The organism is Rhodanobacter koreensis, assembly GCF_054782855.1.
Window position 1 is genome coordinate 590690 of record NZ_BAAGRR010000002.1, and the last position, 19544, is coordinate 610233.

Here is a 19544-nt window from a genome sequence, read left to right on the forward strand (position 1 = left end):
AAAGGGCATGCCCACGCGCTCGCAGGTGATTTCTCGATGCCTGGCGCGGAATCATTCACGCCCCTTGCAACCTGATCCAGGCCTTACGCCGAATTCCCGCCCACACGCCCCAATGCTTCCTCAATCGCCGTCAGCAACTGTTCTCCACCAAACGGCTTGCGCAGGAAGACGCCGCGCGCCGGGATGTCCGCGCAATGCACTTCCTGGTCGGCGGTGATCACGACCACGGCGATGGCGGGGTAATGCTCGATGGCTTTCCGGCTGATGTCGATGCCGGTCAGGCTGCCGGCCAGGACGACGTCGGCCACGATGACGTCGATCTTCCGTGCATTCAGCAGATGGCTGGCGGCGCCCGCCGAGCCCAGGGCGCGGATGGTCTGAAAGCCGCCGGTTGCGGATAGATGCAGGTCGATCGATTCCAGCACCAGGGCATCGTCATCGACGATGAGTACGGTTTTCTTTGTATCCACCTATAGCCCCTCAAGCCCATTCCAGCGTAGCCCAGCATATTCCGAGTTCGCCGCCAAAAGAACGTGGACCCGTGCTGGTTCTTCAGTCTCCCCAGGTAACGAACATCACCACCGCCGCTGCCGCCATCGCGGCTGTGGCGAGCCAGCCGAACAGCTTCAATGGCCATGGCATGGTGAACTTGCCCATTACCTTGCGACTGGAACCCATCAGCATCATCACGATCATCAGCGGTACGGCCGCCACGCCATTGATGACGGCGCTCCAGTACAGCGCCTTGATCGGGTCGAGCGGGGTCAGGTTCAGCGCGATGCCGGCAAGGCTGGCGACGATCAGCACGCCGTAGAAGAACCTGGCGTTCTGCGGCTTGTGCTCCAGTCCGCTGCGCTGGCCGAACGCACCGGACGCGGCATAGGCGGTGGCACCGGCCAGTACCGGCACGGCCAGCAGGCCGGTGCCGATGATGCCGGCGGCGAACAGCGCGAAGGCCAGCTTGCCGGCCAGTGGCCGCAGCGCTTCGGCGGCCTGGGACGACGACTGGATGTCGGTCTTGCCGTGGGCATGCAGCACCACGGCGGCGGTGAGGATGATGAAGAAGGCGATCAGGTTGGAGAAGATCATCCCGATCGCGGTGTCGATGCCGATGCGGCGCAACGCGCTCGGTGCCTGCAGCGGTGCCTTCTTCAGCGACTTTCGCCGCTTGTTCGATCGGATCTCTTCGACTTCCTGCGACGCCTGCCAGCAGAACAGGTAGGGGCTGATCGTGGTACCGAGCAGGGCGACCAGGCCGACGGCGTATTTGGCATTCCAGGTGATCGGCGGCACCACGATGCTCTTCAGCACAGTCGGCCATGGCACATGGATCACCAGCACGGTTGCCACGTAGGCGAACAGGCTCAACGTGAGCAGCTTGAGAATCGGCGAATAGCGCGTGAAAGGAATGAAGATCTGCAGCACCAGCGACAGCACGGCAAAGACTGCCGCGTAGATCATCGCCGGGCCACCGATCAGCAGCTTCAGCGCGGCACCCATGGCGCCGATGTCCGCCGCCAGATTGATCACGTTCGCCACGACGATGGAGACGACCAGCCCGTATACCAGTGTCCTGGGGTAGTGCGCGCGGATGCCCTTCATCAGGCCGTTGCCGGTGACTCGTCCGATGCCTGCACTGATGGCCTGGATCGCGATCATCAGCGGCATGGTCAGCAGGATGCACCACAGCATGCCGTAGCCGAACGCCGCACCCACCTGCGAGTAGGTGGCGATGCCGCTGGGGTCGTCGTCGGCCGCGCCGGTAATCAGGCCGGCACCCAGGTTCGCCCACGGCGGTGTTTCCAGTCCGCCATCTTCGGTGTTTCTGCGACTGACCATGACGATGTTCCCGATGCGCAAGGTACCGGGCCGAAGGTGGCGCACGGGACGATTAGCCTTTCCAAGGCTGCAGCATCGGCGCGTCGATGGGGTGACGGCGTGAATATCGGAGTGCCATGCGAGCAGCAGGCGTACTGACGCACTCCGTCAGGTGCGTGGCTGATCGATGGTTTCGCCACTGCCACTGCGCTTCAGCAGCCATGCCAGCACCGGCGGCGTCACCATCGCGGTGAGCAGCGACATCGCCACGATGATTGCGTAGATACGGTTGTTGAAGACGCCGGCAGCGAGGCCGAGGCTGGCGATCACCACGCCGACTTCGCCGCGCGGCACCATGCCGAAGCCGATGATGGTGGCGCTGCGCTTGCCCAGCGACAGCGAACCGAGCCAGCCGCCGGCGAGTTTGGAGACGATCGCGATCGCGGTGACTGCGGCGAGCATCAGCAGGGCATCGGTGTTGGCCAGCTCATGCAGGTCGATCTTGCTGCCGGTGACCACGAAGAAGAACGGCGTGAGCAGCGCGAGCAGCGGCATGGTCTGCTTTTCCAGCGTGTGCTGCTGGCGCGTTTCCGAGGCGATCATGCCGGCGAGGAAGGCGCCGATGATCGCCGCCAGTCCGAACAGCGTGGACAGGTAGGCCAGCCCGAGGCACAGCGCCAGCACGATCATCAGCGGCGAATGCGGGGCCAGCGGTTTTTCCAGCCAGCCGGAGTTCCAGCGCATCACGCGAGCGCCACCCAGGCCGACCACGGCGATGAAGCCGATCGCGCCGGCCAGCACCAGCAGCAGGTGCGAGAGATTGAAACCATCGCCACCCTGCAGCGACACCACCACGCCGAGCAGCAGCATGGCGAGGATGTCGTCGATCACCGCGGCGCCGAGGATCACCTTGCTCTCGGTGCGCTGCAGCGCATTCAGCTCCTGCAGCACGCGTGCGGTGATGCCGGCCGAGGTGGCGACGAAGGCGGCGGCCACGAACAGCGACTTGTCCCAGTCGAAGCCGCTGCCGTGCGCCCACAGGCTGCCCATGCCGAACGGCACCAGCACACCGAGCACGCCGACCAGGAAGGCCACCTTGCCGACTTTCTTGAGGTCCTCCAGTCGTGTTTCCAGGCCCACCGAGAACAGCAGCAGCACCACGCCGATCTCGGCCAGCACGTCCAGCGGCGTACCCGTGGCGATCTGCTCGGGCGTGATCCAGCCAAGCAGCGAAGGGCCGATCACGCAGCCGGCGGCGATCTCGCCGACCACGCCGGGCAGTTTCAGCCGCTGCGCGATCTCGCCGCCGATCTGCGCGGCGACGAACACGATGAACAGGGTGAACAGGATGTCGCTGGCGTGATGCATGCAGCGCACTCAGGCTGTCGGCGGAGCCTGCATGCTACATGCAGGCTGCGGCGACGTGTCACCGGCGCTGGCGCGGCAAAGCCTTATTCGGCCGCGGCAGCCGCACCCAGCGGACGGTCGCGGCGCAGGCGCCCGAACACCCGGCTGGCCACGGCCGTGATCACGCCCAGCAGGACCACGGTCCAGCGGAAAGCCACCACATAGTCTTCATGGGCGTGGCCCTGCAGCATCCCTTCCATCAGCAAGGTGGACAGCGCAATGCCGAAACTCATCGCCAGGTACTGCACGGTCGAGGCCATCGACGAGGCCATCGAGGCGTGCTTGATGTCCAGGTCGTTGTAGATCAGCGTGTTCATCGTGGTGTACTGCAGGCCGGTGAAACTGCCATAGCAGAAGGTCAGCGAGGCGATCACCCAGACCGGCGTGCCCGGCCCGAGCAGGGCAAAGCTGGCCAGCAGGACGGCCACGATCAGCGTGTTGCCGAGCAGCAGCCGGCGATAGCCGAAGTGGACCAGGGCGCGGTTGATCACCCATTTGGCGGCGATCGAGCCCATCGCCTGCGGCACCATCATCAGGCCGGCCATCAGCGGCGACCAGCCGCAGCCCACCTGCAGGAACAGCACCAGCAGCAGGAACATGCCGGAGATGCCGAGACGCGTGAACAGTCCGCCGGCCAGCGCCACCCACACGCTGCGCACGCGCAGCAGGGTGAGGTCCGCTACCGGATGCGCCGTACGTCGGCTGTGCCATACGTAGATCGTGCCCAGCAGCACGGCGATCACGCTGCACGCCCCGATCTGCTCCCACGGCACCGGCTTGCTGCCGGACAGCTCCGACGCGGTGAGCAGCAAGGCCGAGGCCGCGGCAAACAGCAGGAAGCCGAACAGGTCGAAGCGGTTCGCGTGATCGAGCCGGTACTCGGGCATGTCGCGCCGGTTCATCCACACGCCGGCGATCGCCACCGGCACATTGATCAGGAAGATCAGCCGCCACGAAGTGAACTCGACCAGGGTGCCGCCGAGCAGGGGGCCCAGCACCGAGCCGAGCAGGCCGAACGTGGCCACCGTGCTCATCGCGCGCACGAATTCGCGCTTGGCGATGCTGCGGACCAGCACGTAGCGCCCCACCGGCATCAGCGAGGCGCCTCCGATGCCCTGCAGCACGCGCGCCGCGACAAGTTGCGGCAAGGTCTGCGCAAGGCCGCACAGCAGCGAGCCGACGCCGAACACCACGATCGCGGCGCCGAATACGCGACGCGTGCCGAAGCGGTCGCACAGCCACGGACTCGCGGGAATCAGGATCGCCAGGGTCAGCACGTAACTGGTCAGCGCGGTGCGCATGCCCAGCGGTGTGACATGCAGGGCCGCGGCCATCGCCGGTACCGCGGTGTTGACCACGGTGGAATCCAGCGACTGCATGAAGAAGGCGGCGGCGACCAGCCACAGCAGCCCGCGGAAACGTTCGCGCGTGGAAACCTCAGGCAAGGCTGCCGCAACCGTTGCTGGTTTGGGGACAGCAGAGGCGGCAGCGTGGGGATCTGCGGCAGCGTGGGGAGACATGTCGTGGCATGATACCTGCTGTGACAGCTTGATTTTCGTCGCAGGCTTGCGCAGAGTCAGGCTGGTTTCATCTGCGGGCCATGACCACGAGGTCATGGCAACGATACAACGACCACACGCGCCGGGGCGGTTTCGTTCCGGCGTGTGCTTTTGTGCGGCAGGAGCCGCCAGCATCAGGAAGAGCCATGAGCAGCAAGCCACCGATCACTGTTTCCCGCATCGACCTCGAACGCATCGAGGCACTGCTGGAGCGTCTGCCCGCTGCCGAGGCGGCACATTTCGATGCGTTGCGCGCCGAGCTCGACCGCGCCGAGATGGTCGAGCCGGCGGCGATGCCGGATCACATCGTGACGATGAACTCGACGGTCACGTTCGAGGACGAAGGCAACGGCGAGCGGTTGACCCTGACCCTGGTCTACCCGGCAGCTGCCGGAACGCCCGGCACCGTATCGATCCTGGCGCCGGTGGGCAGCGCCTTGCTCGGCCTGTCCCGCGGCCAGCAGATCGACTGGCCGACGCCGGACGGCCGTCAACGCCGCCTGCGCGTACTGGAGATCAGCTATCAGCCGGAAGCAGCGGGACACTACCACCGCTGAGCCTCGCCGCCGGCGGTTTCAGGGTTTGAAGTGATGCACGAAACCGACCTGGAAACCGCCCGGCAGCCAGCCGATGATCAAGGGGGACTGGCGATGGGCGGCCCACAGGCCCACTCCGGTGCCCAACGCTGCGCCCACCAGCACGTCGCTCTGCCAGTGCCCACGGGTTTTCACCCGTGCCACGGCGTCATACGCCGGCAACAGGGCCAGCGCGTAAACAGCGGGATGATCGTCACCGTAGGCAGCCATGAACGGCGTCACGGCGGCGGCGATCGCGGTCACCTCGCCGCTGGGAAAGCTCTGCGAGTGGATGCCCTTGAAGAACTCGTCCGGGTTGCTGGTCTGCGAAGGCCGCTCACGCTGGAACGTGTATTTCATGGCCTGCGCTCCGATGCTGCTGATCACCATCGCGTCGACCGAACGCCAGAACGTGTCACCGAGCTTGTCCTGATCGCCGAAGGCAAACGCGCCACCCGCCACGGTAAGAATCGTGCCGTACATCAGCACGTTCTGGTTGCTGCGCTTCCAGATGCCACTGTTGTCGTAATGCAGGCGGTGGTCGATGCCTAGCGGGCCGCCGCCGGCCATGGCGGTGCTGGACATGAGGATGGCAGCCAGGACTGCCAGATATCGAGATATGCGCATGATCTTGCCCTCCCGGAACGGTTGAACGCGGCATGCACCGAGCAGGCTATGCCTCGCAGCTTTCGATTTGCTTACGGCTTGCTTGCCGCAGGCGATGGAAGCGCGTGGTTGTCGCTAAACTGCACGGTGAGGAAGGAGACATGCATGACCGAACGTCCAGTCCCCGCGGAGATCGTCGCCCGTGCTGCCGCATTGCGGGCGCAGATCGAGCAGGCCAATTACCGTTATCACGTGCTCGACGATCCGGAGATCACCGACGCCGACTACGACCGTCTGATGCGAGAGCTGGAAGCACTTGAAGCCGAACATCCGGCACTGGCCTCGGGCGATTCGCCGACGCGCAAGGTCGGCGCGCGGGCACACGGCGGTTTTGCCGAGGTGCGCCATGCGATTCCGATGCTGTCGCTGGGCAATGCGTTCGAGCAGGAGGGTGACACCGAACGCGAGCGCTTTCGCGAGGTCGCAGAATTCGAACGTCGCATCGAGCAGACGCTGGATCGACGCGAACCGGTTTTTTCGGTGGAGCCGAAACTGGATGGCCTGGCGATCAGCCTGCGCTACGAGCAGGGTGTATTCGTGCAGGGTGCTACGCGCGGTGACGGCGAAACCGGCGAGGATGTGACCGCGAATCTGCGTACGGTGCGCGCGATCCCGTTGAAGCTGCGCGGCGACGGCTGGCCCGATGTGCTGGAAGTGCGTGGCGAAGTGATCATGCTGCGCAGGGATTTCGAGGCATTCAATGCCCATGCCCGCGCACATGACGAGAAGCCGCTGGCGAACCCGCGCAACGGTGCCGCCGGTTCGCTGCGCCAGCTCGATCCGGCGATCACCGCGAAGCGGCGGCTGAGCTTCTTCGCTTATGCGATTGGTGTGGTCGAAGGCGGCACGCTGCCGGCGACGCATTCGCAGACGCTGCAGCAGCTGCGCGAGTGGGGATTTCCGGTGTCGCCGGAAGTGGACGTCGCGCGTGGCTTCGAAGGATTGATCGCGTATTACCAGCGTATCGGCACCAAGCGCGACAGCCTGCCGTACGACATCGACGGCGTGGTCTACAAGCTGGACGACTATGCCGGCCAGCGCGAGATGGGTTTCGTCTCGCGCGCGCCGCGCTGGGCGATTGCACACAAGTTTCCGGCGCAGGAGCAGACCACCCGCCTGCTCGACATCGAGATCCAGATCGGTCGCACCGGCGCCGCCACGCCACGCGCGCGGATGGAGCCGGTGCAGGTGGCCGGCGTCACGGTGACCTACGCCACACTGCACAACGCCGACCAGATCGCGCGGCTGGACGTGCGCGTGGGCGATACCGTGATCGTGCGCCGCGCCGGCGACGTGATCCCGGAGGTGGTGCGGGTGATCGAGGATCAGCGTCCGGCCGGTACCGTGCCATGGACGATGCCGACGCACTGTCCGATCTGCGACTCTGCCTTGATCCGCGAGGAGGGCGCCGCGGCCTGGCGTTGTTCCGGCGGGCTGATCTGTGCTGCGCAACGCAAGGAGGCACTGATCCATTTCGCCTCGCGCCGTGCGATGGATATAGAGGGTCTCGGCGAGCGTTTCGCCGATGCGCTGGTGGAACTGGACATCGTGCATACGCCGGCCGATCTTTATGCGCTAACAGTCGAACGCTTTGTGGCGATGAAGCAGGCGATCGACGAGCGTAAGCCTGCCCCGGCGGAGGCCGGGGGCACCACGCCGGAGACGGTGAAGGCTGGCAAGGTGGCGACCAAGTGGGCCGAGAATCTGGTGGCGGGTATCGAGGCCAGCAAGCACACCACGCTGGCGCGCTTCCTGTTCGCGCTCGGCATCATGCATATCGGCGAAAGCACGGCCAAGACCCTGGCGGCATGGCTGGGTCGGCTCGAGTTCGTGCGCAGCATGCCGGCACCGGTATTGCGCGTATTGCCGGATATCGGTGACGAAGTGGCCACGTCCATCGCCGGATTCTTTGCGCAGGAAGGCAACCAGCAAGTGGTCGATGCGTTGCTCGCGGCCGGCATCGTGTTCAGTGATGAGGCCGCACCGTCACCCCTGCTGCGCGAGCGCCTGAATCTGGGCGCACTGCTCGACATGGCGAAGATCAGCAAGCTCGGCTCCAAGAGCTGCAAGCTGCTGGCGCAGCATTTTCCCACGCTCGACAAACTGCAGGCAGGCGGGGCGGCACATTGGATCACTGCCGGTGTGCCGCAGGCGGCGGCGACCGGCCTTGAGCTTTTTCTGGCCGATCCGGCTGCCCTGGCCGAGCTGCGCGGAACCGAAGCGGCGATGCGACGCCTGCTCGATGCCATTCCTGCCACGGCGGCCGTGACGCAGGCACCGCTGGCTGACCAGACCATCGTGCTCACCGGCACGCTCACTTCGCTCAGCCGCGACGAGGCGAAGGAGCGGCTGGAAGCACTGGGGGCGAAGGTATCGGGCTCGGTATCGAAGAAGACCAGCTACGTGGTCGCTGGCGAAGCGGCCGGCTCCAAGCTCGACAAGGCCCGGGAGCTGGGCGTGACGGTATGGGATGAGGCGCAGTTGCTGGCGTTGCTGGCCAAGCACGAGAGCACGACTTGATGCGTGAAATGCCATCGGTGGCATCCCTGCAGCTGCGTGCACGGCTGTATGCGCTGATCCGTGCGTTCTTCGCCGAGCGCCATGTGCTGGAAGTTGAAACGCCGATCCTTTCAGCCGCCGGCAACACCGATCCGAACATCGAGAGTTTCAGCACGCATTTCAGCGGGCATGTCGATGCAGGCGCGCGGGAGCGCTGGCTGCGCACGTCCCCCGAGTTTCCGCTGAAACGTCTGCTTGCTGCCGGTCTCGGCGACTGCTACGAACTGGGCCGGGTATTCCGCAACGGCGAGGCCGGTGGTCGGCACAATCCCGAATTCACCATGCTGGAGTGGTATCGCAGCGGCTGGGACCACCGCCGCCTGATGGAGGAAACCATTGCGCTGGTCGAGGCTGCACTGGCGATGGTCGGGCGACGCGCCGAAGTGCTGATCGAGAGTTACCGGCAACTGTTCCTGGATGAGCTCGGCATCGATCCCTTGCATGCGCCGGTCGACGAATTGCGTGAAGCGCTGGCCGAATTCAACATTCATCCGGACGGCCTGTGCCGGGACGACTGGCTCGACCTGTTGATCACGCACAAGCTGCAGCCGTCATTCCCGCGTGACCGCATCACGCTGATCCACGATTACCCGGCGACACAATGCGCACTCGCCAGGATCCGTCCGGGCGATCCGCCGCTGGCCGAACGTTTCGAGCTGTACCTGGGATGCCATGAACTGGCCAATGGTTATCACGAGTTGAACGACGCGGCGGAACAGCGTGGGCGTTTCGAACGCGATAACGCGGTGCGTCGCAGCCGCGGTCTGCGCGAAATCCCCATTGACGAGGCGTTGCTCGACGTGCTCGACGCGATGCCCGATTGCGCCGGTGTGGCGCTCGGCGTGGAACGCCTGCTGATGTGTCTGGCCGGCACCGATGCGATCTCCAACGTGCTGGCGTTCCCGTTCAACCGGGCCTGAAGGCCCGTGAAAAATCACCACCTGCCGCGAACGCTGCTGGACGTCCGTGCTGGCGCCGCCGCAGGCAAATCCAGGTCGTGCGTTCACCAACCCCTGGATTTGCCCGCAACGTGCAACTCAGGGTTTATCGCCCTTGATGTCCGGTAACGCGGCCTGTTCGCTCCACAGATAACGGTAGATCAGGCCGCCGATGATGCCGCCGATGATCGGCATCACCCAGAAGAACCACAACTGCTGCAATGCCCAACCGCCCTGGAACAGGGCCACGCCGGTCGAGCGCGCCGGATTCACCGAGGTGTTGGTGACCGGGATGCTGATCAGGTGGATCAGGGTCAGCGCGAGGCCGATCGCGATACCGGCGAAACCTACCGGCGCACTCTTGTGCGTCGCACCCATGATGATGAAGATGAAGAAGCCGGTCATCACCAGCTCGCACAGCGCCGCGGCGCCCATCGAGTAACCGTCCGGCGAATGCGCGCCGTAGCCGTTCGAGGCAAAGCCGCTGGCGGCAGCGTCGAAACCGGGCTTGCCCGAGGCGATCGTGTACAGCACCAGCCCGGCGACGATGCCACCGATGACCTGCGCGATGATGTACGGGATCACTTCCTTCAACGGAAACCGGCCGCCGGCAGCGAGACCGCAGGTCACCGCCGGATTGATGTGACAGCCGGAAATGTGGCCGATGGCGTAGCACATGGTCAGAAGGGTCAGGCCGAACGCCAGCGCCACGCCGGCGAAGCCGATGCCCAGTTGCGGAAATGCCGCGGCCAGCACGGCACTGCCGCAGCCACCCAGAACCAGCCAGAACGTGCCGAAGAATTCGGCGGCCAAACGCTTGCTCATGCTCATCAGGAAACTCCTTGTCGGTTGAATGCAGGCGCACGCGGCATCACCGTGTGCGCGACTCGTCACAACATGCGAAGACGTTTTCCCCAGAACCGCGGTGGGTTGCAGCAACGCAGGCCGGTGGGCGCGCGTGCCGCATCCCGACTTCACCCGGAATCCCTGCCGGACGCGCGCAGCATAAGCGATGCCCGTGTCTGGTACGAGCCTCGTATCGGAGCCATCCATATCGCGTGGCGATGCGCTATGTTGCGCGGATCGTTGCCTGAACGACCCGTGGAGCCGCCGATGACCGATGCCGCCGTTTCGCCCCTGTCGAATGTTCCAGCGACTGCGCGCGCACTCGATCGACGCGATCTGCGCACCCTGGGCCTTTCCGCCCTCGGCGGTGCGCTGGAGTTCTACGATTTCGTGGTGTTCGTGTTCTTTGCAATTCCGCTGAGCCATCTGTTCTTTCCGAAGGACACTGCGGCGTGGCTGGCCCAACTGCAGGTGTATGGCATCTTTGCCGCGGGCTATCTGGCGCGCCCGCTGGGCGGCATCGTGATGGCGCATTACGGCGACAAGCTGGGGCGCAAGAAGATGTTCACGCTCAGCGTGTTCCTGATGGCGCTGCCGACACTGGGCATCGGTTTGCTGCCGGTCTATGCGCAGATCGGCCCGCTGGCACCGCTGCTGCTCTTGCTGCTACGCGTGGTGCAGGGCATCGCGGTGGGTGGCGAGGTGCCCGGCGCGTGGGTGTTCGTGTCCGAGCATGTGCCGCCGCAGCGGATCGGCTTTGCCTGTGCCAGCCTTACTTCGGGGCTTACCGTCGGCATCCTGATCGGATCGCTGGTGGCGGCGACGATCAACAATCACATGACGCCGGCTGCGGTGCTCGACTGGGGCTGGCGGCTGCCGTTCCTGGTCGGCGGCGTGTTCGGCTTCTTCGCGGTATGGCTGCGGCAATGGCTCAGCGAGACGCCGGTGTTCGAGGCGATGCATGCGCGTCGCGAGCTGGCGGAAGGGTTGCCGCTGCAGCAGGTGCTCGAGCGGCATCTGCCGAGCGTGCTGGTGTCGATGCTGGTGACCTGGATGCTCACGGCCGCGATCGTGGTGATGATCCTGATGACGCCTTCGTTGGTGCAGTCGGTCTTCCACATCGAACCGGCGCGTGCCTTCCTCGGCAACAACGCGGCCTCGTTCGCGCTGGCGCTGGGCTGCCTGTGCTATGGCTGGCTGGCCGATCGCATCGGTTATCCGCGTGCACTGCTGCTTGGGGCGATCGGCTTGCTGGTTTGCAGCTACGCGCTATATCTGGATTTGCAGGGCGGTGGTGCACATTTCATTGCACTGTACGCGCTGGCCGGTTTCAGCGTCGGCGTGGTCGGCGTGGTGCCGGCGCTGATGGTGGTGGCGTTTCCACCGGCGGTGCGTTTCTCCGGGCTGTCGTTCTCGTACAACATCGCCTATGCACTGTTCGGCGGGCTCACGCCACCGCTGATCGGCTTGCTGGTGAAGCGCTTCGGCGTGCTGGCGCCGGCGCACTACGTGGCGTTTGCCGCACTGATCGGGGTCGCCGTGGCGGTCTGGTCGATCACGCTACGGCGTGCCAGATACAGCGCGGTGCGTGCCGCGGGCTAGAACTCCAGTTCCTGCGCCGCGCACAGGTAATCGATCATTGGCGCGACGCGCTTGAACGTCGCCACGATCCACGGCAGCAGCTCGGCGGAACAGGCAAGCGCCTCGTCGAAACCTTCACCGACTGCGAAGTCCTTGCGCTTGAGATCCTCGATCAGCTCGTGTGCGGCATCGTAGCCGCGCGGTGGCCGGCTCAGCGATTCGCCCCAGAACGCGAGGTGTTCACGGAACGGCTTGCTCTGCGTGGCACGTTTCCATGCGGCCGGGTTGTCGACGATGAAGTCACGGATGTGCTTCAACGCATCCGGTTCGGGATGCCACATGCCTCCACCGGCAAAGCAGTCGCCCGGCTGTATGTGCACATAGAACGACGGCGCAGGGATTTCGTGCCGGCGTTCGTGGAAGAAGCGCGAGCCCTGCCACGGCTTGTACGGCAGCTTGTTGTTGGAGAAACGGGTGTCGCGAAAGATGCGGAACAGCGAGCCACCGTTCTTGCGCGGGTCGGCGCGGAAGTGCGGACTGATCTTGGCCAGCGGCGTCTGCATGTCGGTGATCAGCTGCAGGAACGGTTCGCGTACATGACGCTCGTAGTCGTCCTTGTGCTCGGCGAACCAGTCGCGACTGTTGTTGCGGTCGAGCGCGCGCAGGAAACGGAAGGTAGCGGGTGTGAAATAGGTCTGGGACATGGCGGCTCGACGGGCTGCGGTGATGGGGTCAAGGTGATGGGATCAAACGGGGCCGATGCCGGCGGCGAGCTGCTCGCCCCAGGCCTGCAACTGATCGAGCAGGGCCTGCTTGCCCTGGATCTGCGGATCATTGCGCAGCTCGGCCACGCGGGCGAAATAATCCTCCAGCGTGAGGCCGGTCAGCGCCGTATGCCGGGTCAATCGTGATTGGCGGAAGTTGTCCCAGCGTGCATGTTCGTCCGGATTCAGCGTTTCCGGCCAGTTGCGTGCCCGGTAGCGGAACAGCAGCTCCGGATAGCGCTTGTCGCGGAATGGAAACGCGCGCGTACCCAGTTCCGCCGGTGGCGTGGCACGTACCTGGGCCAGCAGCTTCTTGTCGGCATCGGGCAGAAAACCACCACCATACAGTGCCAGTTCGGGGTCTTCTGGTGGCGGGAGTTCGGCGGCGCGCTGGAACACGCGCCGCAGTTTTTCCGTCAGTCCTTCCGCCGCGCGCAATGTGTCACGGTGAACCATGCAACGGTCTAGATCCAGTTGCAGGCGCGACGGATCCACCCCTTGCAACACGGACAACGGCGCCAGCGCGGGCGCGTGATTCGCGCGCACGGTGCGCAGCGGGATGCGCTCGATGCCTTCGGGCAGGTCGGCACGTGCTGTGAAGATGCGGTCAGCGATCTCGTCCTCATCCAATGCCAGCCATGTGGCCGGATCGGTGGCGAGGTCGTACACGATCACTTCGCCGGTGCGGCTCGGGTGCGGCGCCAGTGGTGCGATCACGGCAAGACAGTGCCGGCTGGCCGGATAGCGCGAGGACACATGCACCACCGGCGTCATGTTCACCACGTCGAGCAGCTCGAACACCTTCTGCTTGCGCCGCAGCCCGTAATACCAATCCCACAATCGCGGCTGGCGCACCCGGAGCAGCCGGGCCAGGTCGATCAGCGCGTAAACGTCGGACAGCGCGTCGTGTGCACGCTCCTGCCGGAGCTGGTTGGCACTGGCCAGCTGCTCCAGCTTGAAGCTGGGGGTGCCATCCTCGCGCGTCGGCCAGACGATGCCTTCGGGTCGCAGCGCCTGACACATGCGCACCAGGTCGATCAGGTCCCAGCGCGAGTTGCCGTTCTCCCACTCGCGTCCGTACGGCTCGTAGAAGTTGCGGTACAGCATCTGCCGGGTGAATTCGTCGTCGAAGCGCAACGAGTTGTAGCCGACCCCGCAGGTGCCTGGCGCGGCCAGTTGTTCGTGCACACGGGCGGCGAATTCGGCCTCGTTGACGCCTTCGCGTTCGGCCTGTTGCGGCGTGATCCCGGTGATCAGGCAGGCGTCGGGATGCGGTGGCATCTCCAGCGACGGCTTGCCGTAGAACATCACCGGCTCGCCGATGATTTCCAGCTCCGGCGTGGTGCGGATGCCGGCGAACTGCAGTGGCCGGTCGCGTCGCGGGTCGGCGCCGGAGGTCTCGTAGTCGTGCCAGAAGAAGGTCTGCATCACCCGATCATCGCATGGCCCAAAGCACACTGGCATGGTGCAGCCGGCAAGACTGATAAACTCGCTCATACAAGGAGAGCTCATGAGCCACGCCCACGAAGACAACCTGATCTGGATCGATCTGGAAATGACCGGTCTCGACACCGACAACGACTCGATCCTGGAGATTGCCACGGTCGTCACGGACAAGCATCTGAACGTGCTGGCCGAGGGCCCCGTATTCGCGATCCGCCACGAGATCGACCGGCTGGAGTCGATGGACAGCTGGAACAGCAACCAGCACCACAAGTCGGGATTGTGGCGGCAGGTATTGATTTCGGAAACCGACCATGCAATGGCCGAGCAGGCCACGGTCGATTTCCTGCGCGCGTGGGTGCCACCGGGCAAGTCGCCGATGTGCGGCAATTCGATCTGCCAGGACCGGCGCTTCATGCATCGACAGATGCCGCGGCTGGAACGCTACTTCCATTACCGCAATCTGGATGTTTCCACGATCAAGGAACTGGCCCGGCGCTGGGCGCCGAACGTCGCCAAGAGTTTCGGCAAGGAGTCGGCGCATACCGCGCTGTCAGATATCCGCGATTCCATTGCGGAGCTGCGTCATTACCGCGGCTACATGGGCGAGCTGGGCGGTTTGACCGAGGTCTGAACCTGTCGCGGTACGGGTATGTCGTATCGGATCAACGAGGAATGAGCATGTCGATCGATCTGTTTGCGCCGGTACTGGATTGTGCCGGACGCCTGTTGCGGCTCGATCGCCCGCGGGTGGTCGGCATCCTCAATCTCACACCGGACTCGTTCTCCGACGGCGGTACGCACGACAGTGTGGAGGCTGCCGTGGCGCATGGTCTGCGCATGGCGGAAGAGGGTGCCGACATGCTGGATGTCGGTGGCGAGTCCACCCGTCCTGGTGCTGCCGATGTATCGGTCGATGAAGAGCTGCGCCGTGTATTGCCCGTGATCGAGCAACTGGTCGCGCGTACCGCACTGCCGATTGCGATCGACACCTCCAAGCCGGAAGTGATGCGTGCTGCGGTGGCGGCTGGCGCCGGCATGATCAACGACGTGTATGCGTTGCGCCGTGATGGTGCGATGGATGCCGTCGCCGAGCTTGGTGTGCCGGTATGTCTCATGCACATGCAGGGCGAGCCGCGCAGCATGCAGACCGAGCCGCATTACGATGACGTGGTGGGCGAGGTACACCGCTTCCTGACCGACCGGCTGTTCGCCTGCGAGCTGGCCGGGATCGACCGGCGCAAGGTGATGGTCGATGTAGGCTTTGGTTTCGGCAAGACGCTGGAACACAACCTGGCCTTGCTGTGCACACTGGAGCGCTTCGCCAACCTGGGTAGCGGCGTATACGCCGGGCTGTCGCGCAAGTCGATGATCGGCACGCTGACCGGCCGCGCTGATCCGGTCGATCGCGCGGCCGGCTCGGCGGCGGCGGCGCTGATTGCCGTTCAGCGTGGCGCACGCATGGTTCGTGTACATGATGTGGCGGCCACCGTGGATGCACTGGCCGTGTGGCAGGCAGTCCATGCAATCGATGCGGTGCCGCGGCGCGATGAGAAAACCGCCGCACCGCGCTGGCCGGACGACGATTGAACGCTTGCAGGACGATTTACCAGGGACGGCGGTGCGGCATCATGCATCGCGGTCGGGACAGGGAAACCCTTTGGAACGGCAGCACACGATGAATCAACGCAAATATTTCGGCACGGACGGTATTCGCGGCATGGTCGGGCAATGGCCGATCAGCGCGGACTTCATGTTGCGGCTGGGCCGCGCCGTCGGCAGCGTGCTGGCCCGCGACGGCAAGGATAGGCCGAAGGTGCTGATCGGCAAGGACACCCGTGTCTCCGGCTACATGTTCGAGGCGGCGCTGGAAGCGGGCCTGGTCGCCGCCGGTGCCGACGTGGGGCTGCTCGGACCGATGCCGACCCCGGCCGTGGCCTTCCTGACCCGTTCGATGCGCGCCAGCGCGGGTATCGTGATCAGCGCCTCGCACAACCCGCATCACGACAACGGCATCAAGTTCTTCTCCGCCAATGGCGAGAAGCTGTCCGACGCGGTCGAGCTGGCGATCGAACAGGAGGTCGATGCGGATTTCGTCACGGTGGCCTCCGAGCGCTTAGGCAAGGCTACCCGTGTCGCTGACGCGGTGGCGCGCTATGCCGAGTTCTGCAAGGCGACCGTGGCCGAGGATTTCAGCCTGCGCGGACTGAAACTGGTACTGGACTGCGCCCATGGTGCGACCTATCAGGTGGCGCCGAAAGTGTTTGCCGAACTCGGCGCGGAAGTCATCGCGATCGGCGACAGGCCGGACGGCTTCAACATCAATCGCGATGTGGGTTCCACCCATCCGCAGGCACTGCAGCAGGCAGTGCTGGCACATGGTGCCGACATCGGCATCGCGTTCGATGGTGATGGCGACCGCGTGCAACTGGTCGACCGGCACGGCGTGCTGGCTGATGGCGACGACATCCTCTATGTGCTGGCGCAAAGCTGGCGCGCCAGCGGCCTGCTCAAGGGGCCCGTGGTGGGCACCTTGATGAGCAATTACGGCCTGCAGCTGGCACTGGCTCAACTCGATGTACCGCTGATCCGGGCCAATGTGGGCGATCGCTACGTGATGCAGCAGCTCAAGCAGCATGACGGCATCCTCGGTGGCGAGACTTCCGGCCACATCCTGTGCCTTGACCGCGCCACCACCGGCGATGGCATCGTGGCTGCGCTGGCGGTGCTGGAGGCGCTGGCCTTGTCCGGCCAGGATCTGGCCACTGCTCGTCAGGGTCTGAAGAAATTGCCGCAGGTCATGCTCAATGTGCGTGCTGCCGGCGCACGCGAGGCGTTGGCCAGCAGGGAAGTGCAGCTTGCATTGGTCGAAGTGGAGCAGATCCTGCACGGTCGCGGCCGGGTAGTGCTGCGTGCTTCGGGTACCGAGCCCCTGGCACGCGTCACCATCGAGGCGGCGGATGCGGCGGAAGTGCAGCAGTTGGCGGAAAAGCTGGCAGGGATTGTAAAATCCGTAGCCGAACGCTCGTGAACCTGTAGTTGTACTGGGTCGCCATGGATAGGCCCGACGTGCACCGCCCCTGCGGTGGCGGATGAATCGACCGCACGCCCAACCTAGTGGACTACAGCCATGAAAAATGTTCCTACCCTTGATATCCGCCGCTATGACACCGACCGCGATGCCTTCGTCGCCGAGCTGGGTGCCGCCTATCGCGAATTCGGTTTCTGCTGCATCAGCGGCCACGGCATTCCGCGCGAGCTGATCGACGGTTCGTACGACGTATTCCAGCGTTTCTTCGCGCTGCCCACCGAAACCAAGATGAAGTACCACATCGCCGGCAGTGGCGGTGCGCGCGGCTACACGCCGTTCAAGGTGGAGACCGCCAAGGACAGCCAGTACGCGGATCTGAAGGAGTTCTGGCATGTCGGCCGCGAGATCCCGCGCGACTCGAAGTTCGCCGACGTGATGCCGCCGAATCTCTGGCCTGCCGAGGTGCCGGATTTCAAGCGGTATGGCTACGGCCTGTACGAGGCGCTGGACCAGCTCGGCACGCGCGTACTGCGCGCACTGGCGTTGCATATCCATCAGCCGGAAAACTTCTTCGAGGACAAGACCGACTTCGGCAACTCGATCCTGCGGCCGATCCACTATCCGCCCATTACCCAGGACAACATTCCCAACGTGCGCGCCGGTGCGCACGAGGACATCAACTTCATCACCCTGCTGGTCGGCGCCAGCGCCGAGGGGCTGGAAGTGCTGAGCGATGGCGAGTGGCTGCCGATCACCACCGAGGGCGACGCGATCGTGGTGAACATCGGCGACATGCTGCAGCGACTGAGCAACCACGTATACCCGTCCACCTCGCATCGGGTGGTCAACCCGCAGAACGAGAACGCGCGCAAGCCGCGCTATTCGGTGCCGTTCTTCCTGCACCCGAATCCGGACGTCGTGCTCGATCCGCTCGATTCGTGCATCACGCCGGACAATCCGCGCCGTTACGACACCTCGATCAACTCGCACGAATACCTGCTGCAGCGCTTGCGCGAGATCAAGCTGATCTGACGGCGGGCGCCGGCGGGAGCACGGCCATCCCGTACCGCTGGCGCGTGCCTCGGGTATTCCCCGGAGCTGGCCGATATTTGCCTTGCCGGCATGGCAGTATCCCGGCCATCGCAGCGAATGCGCAGCAACCGAGGGGGAATGCCATGAAATCACCCATGCAGTGGATGAGCGCGACGGTGCTGTGGTTCGCGTTGATCCTGTCCTGTCGGGCCCAGGAGGCGCAGGGGCTTCGCATCTATCTTGGCGCGCCGCCACCACAGCCCATGGCGCTCGTACCCGGGCTGTATACGAATGCCGGGCAAGGTGCCATGACGGGACAGCAGGAGCCAAGGGCCTTCGTGACAAGGATCACCCATGTGGACGGGAATCAGTTCAGCGGCGAGCTGGAGGTCATTCGTCTCGACGGGCAAGGGGGACTGGTCCGCCTGGATTCAAAGCTGACCGGGACGATCGGCAGCGCCGGCATTACCCGTACGCCGGGCAAGATCGTCATCAATCCCACGGCTCCACTGGTCATCGAGTTGCAGGACGAGCCCTTGCGCTCGTCGATGGTCGACGTGACCGGAAACATGCGGGCCGACGGGTTCCGGCTGTCGTGGCAAACACCTGACAGGCAGATGGGTGCCGACAAGATCGGCACAAATGCGGACTTCGTCGTCACCAGTGAAGACGAGCATGCCCAGATGCTCGAGCGCTATCAGGAGATGGCGGCCAACAAGGCGCAACTGATGGCATTCCAGGCCGCCTCGGCCGATTTCCTCAAGGATCAGTTCAAGGCCTACATGCAGGAGACCGACCAGCTCCTCAAGGCCCCGCTGCAGGGTGGCCAGGACAAGGTCGTCGCCATGGCTGCCGCGTTGTACAAAAAGGAAAAGGCGCTGCTTGAAGGTCATGCGCCAAGCGATCAAGAAGGCACGCACAGGGAGGCCGAGCTGATGGCGATGCAGATCGATGCCTACTGGTCGCAAGTGGCCTATATCAACGAGCGGCAAAGTGAAGTGTCGCGCTATTGGCTGGGCCGGGGAGCGTCGGTCGCTCAACTTGTGTGGTATTCCCCTTGCGTGTCAGGCACGTCGCCGAGTTCGTTGAGCTATGCAGCCTCGCCGGCATGCGATGGCCTGGCCACTGCTTACGACACCGTGCAAAAGCGCATGCGTGCCGTCACGAGTGCGCTGGGCAACACCATGCAACCGGAGACGTCGATGGAGTGCATCTGGCACGCAGCGCACCAGGCCCTGAGACCCGCGGTTCTGAAGATTCCGGACTATTGCGAGAAGAGCCTTGCTTCCTTCTGAGCCCGGCGATGCCAGACAAACTGCTTTTCG

17 protein-coding genes are annotated in these 19544 nt (G+C 64.6%); 9 read left to right on the plus strand and 8 right to left on the minus strand.

The window, feature by feature from the left end; translation table 11 throughout:
• Nucleotides 1–83 precede the first annotated feature (83 nt).
• The 4 genes from ACYVKM_RS08530 to ACYVKM_RS08545 form a co-directional block, all read right to left on the minus strand.
• Nucleotides 84–470, minus strand: a complete 387-nt coding sequence (locus ACYVKM_RS08530) for a response regulator (RefSeq protein WP_460877170.1) — start codon at nt 468–470, stop codon at nt 84–86.
• Nucleotides 471–552: 82 nt separating this feature from the next.
• Nucleotides 553–1839: an NRAMP family divalent metal transporter gene (locus ACYVKM_RS08535; protein WP_460877171.1), complete on the minus strand. Its 1287-nt coding sequence runs from the start codon at nt 1837–1839 to the stop codon at nt 553–555.
• Nucleotides 1840–1986: 147 nt separating this feature from the next.
• Nucleotides 1987–3186, minus strand: coding sequence for a cation:proton antiporter (locus tag ACYVKM_RS08540; protein WP_460877172.1), 1200 nt, complete (start codon nt 3184–3186; stop codon nt 1987–1989).
• A gap of 83 nt (nt 3187–3269) precedes the next feature.
• Nucleotides 3270–4670, minus strand: a complete 1401-nt coding sequence (locus ACYVKM_RS08545) for an MFS transporter (RefSeq protein WP_460877173.1) — start codon at nt 4668–4670, stop codon at nt 3270–3272.
• Nucleotides 4671–4930: 260 nt separating this feature from the next.
• Here ACYVKM_RS08545 and rnk point away from each other — a divergent pair, with 260 nt between their 5' ends.
• The gene (gene rnk, locus ACYVKM_RS08550) at nt 4931–5341 is read left to right on the plus strand and encodes a nucleoside diphosphate kinase regulator (RefSeq protein WP_460877174.1); all 411 of its coding nucleotides are present in this window, start codon (nt 4931–4933) and stop codon (nt 5339–5341) included.
• An 18-nt stretch (nt 5342–5359) separates the two neighbouring features.
• Here rnk and ACYVKM_RS08555 read toward each other — a convergent pair whose 3' ends face one another.
• On the minus strand, nt 5360–5986 hold the full coding sequence (locus ACYVKM_RS08555; RefSeq protein ID WP_460877175.1) for a phosphatase PAP2 family protein: 627 nt from the start codon (nt 5984–5986) through the stop codon (nt 5360–5362).
• 144 nt (nt 5987–6130) lie between these two features.
• Between ACYVKM_RS08555 and ligA the strand changes: the two genes are divergently transcribed.
• Together ligA and epmA are read left to right on the plus strand one after the other, a co-directional pair.
• On the plus strand, nt 6131–8545 hold the full coding sequence (gene ligA / locus ACYVKM_RS08560; RefSeq protein ID WP_460877176.1) for an NAD-dependent DNA ligase LigA: 2415 nt from the start codon (nt 6131–6133) through the stop codon (nt 8543–8545).
• An 8-nt stretch (nt 8546–8553) separates the two neighbouring features.
• A complete protein-coding gene (epmA, locus tag ACYVKM_RS08565) occupies nt 8554–9504 on the plus strand; it encodes an EF-P lysine aminoacylase EpmA (protein WP_460877807.1) in 951 nt (316 codons plus the stop codon).
• Between the two features lie 117 nt (nt 9505–9621).
• On the opposite strand, the gene aqpZ is transcribed toward epmA, so the two are convergent.
• Nucleotides 9622–10353, minus strand: a complete 732-nt coding sequence (aqpZ, locus tag ACYVKM_RS08570) for an aquaporin Z (RefSeq protein WP_460877177.1) — start codon at nt 10351–10353, stop codon at nt 9622–9624.
• A 282-nt stretch (nt 10354–10635) separates the two neighbouring features.
• On the opposite strand from aqpZ, the gene ACYVKM_RS08575 reads away from it, so the two are divergent.
• The gene (locus ACYVKM_RS08575) at nt 10636–11970 is read left to right on the plus strand and encodes an MFS transporter (RefSeq protein ID WP_460877178.1); all 1335 of its coding nucleotides are present in this window, start codon (nt 10636–10638) and stop codon (nt 11968–11970) included.
• On the opposite strand, the gene ACYVKM_RS08580 is transcribed toward ACYVKM_RS08575, so the two are convergent.
• Together ACYVKM_RS08580 and sbcB are read right to left on the minus strand one after the other, a co-directional pair.
• On the minus strand, nt 11967–12653 hold the full coding sequence (locus ACYVKM_RS08580; protein ID WP_460877179.1) for a DUF2461 domain-containing protein: 687 nt from the start codon (nt 12651–12653) through the stop codon (nt 11967–11969). The genes ACYVKM_RS08575 and ACYVKM_RS08580 overlap by 4 nt on opposite strands.
• A gap of 42 nt (nt 12654–12695) precedes the next feature.
• Nucleotides 12696–14141, minus strand: a complete 1446-nt coding sequence (gene sbcB / locus ACYVKM_RS08585) for an exodeoxyribonuclease I (RefSeq protein WP_460877180.1) — start codon at nt 14139–14141, stop codon at nt 12696–12698.
• 82 nt (nt 14142–14223) lie between these two features.
• Between sbcB and orn the strand changes: the two genes are divergently transcribed.
• From orn to ACYVKM_RS08610, 5 genes are all read left to right on the plus strand, one after another.
• Complete coding sequence (gene orn, locus ACYVKM_RS08590) at nt 14224–14790, plus strand: oligoribonuclease (RefSeq protein WP_460877181.1); 567 nt, start codon at nt 14224–14226, stop codon at nt 14788–14790.
• Between the two features lie 41 nt (nt 14791–14831).
• The gene (folP, locus tag ACYVKM_RS08595; RefSeq protein ID WP_460877182.1) at nt 14832–15746 is read left to right on the plus strand and encodes a dihydropteroate synthase; all 915 of its coding nucleotides are present in this window, start codon (nt 14832–14834) and stop codon (nt 15744–15746) included.
• 88 nt (nt 15747–15834) lie between these two features.
• Complete coding sequence (gene glmM, locus ACYVKM_RS08600) at nt 15835–17187, plus strand: phosphoglucosamine mutase (protein ID WP_460877183.1); 1353 nt, start codon at nt 15835–15837, stop codon at nt 17185–17187.
• 99 nt (nt 17188–17286) lie between these two features.
• Nucleotides 17287–18219, plus strand: a complete 933-nt coding sequence (locus ACYVKM_RS08605; RefSeq protein WP_460877184.1) for an isopenicillin N synthase family dioxygenase — start codon at nt 17287–17289, stop codon at nt 18217–18219.
• A gap of 143 nt (nt 18220–18362) precedes the next feature.
• Entirely contained in the window at nt 18363–19514 is a 1152-nt protein-coding gene (locus tag ACYVKM_RS08610; RefSeq protein ID WP_460877185.1) for a hypothetical protein, read from the plus strand.
• The last annotated feature ends 30 nt before the right edge of the window (nt 19515–19544 follow it).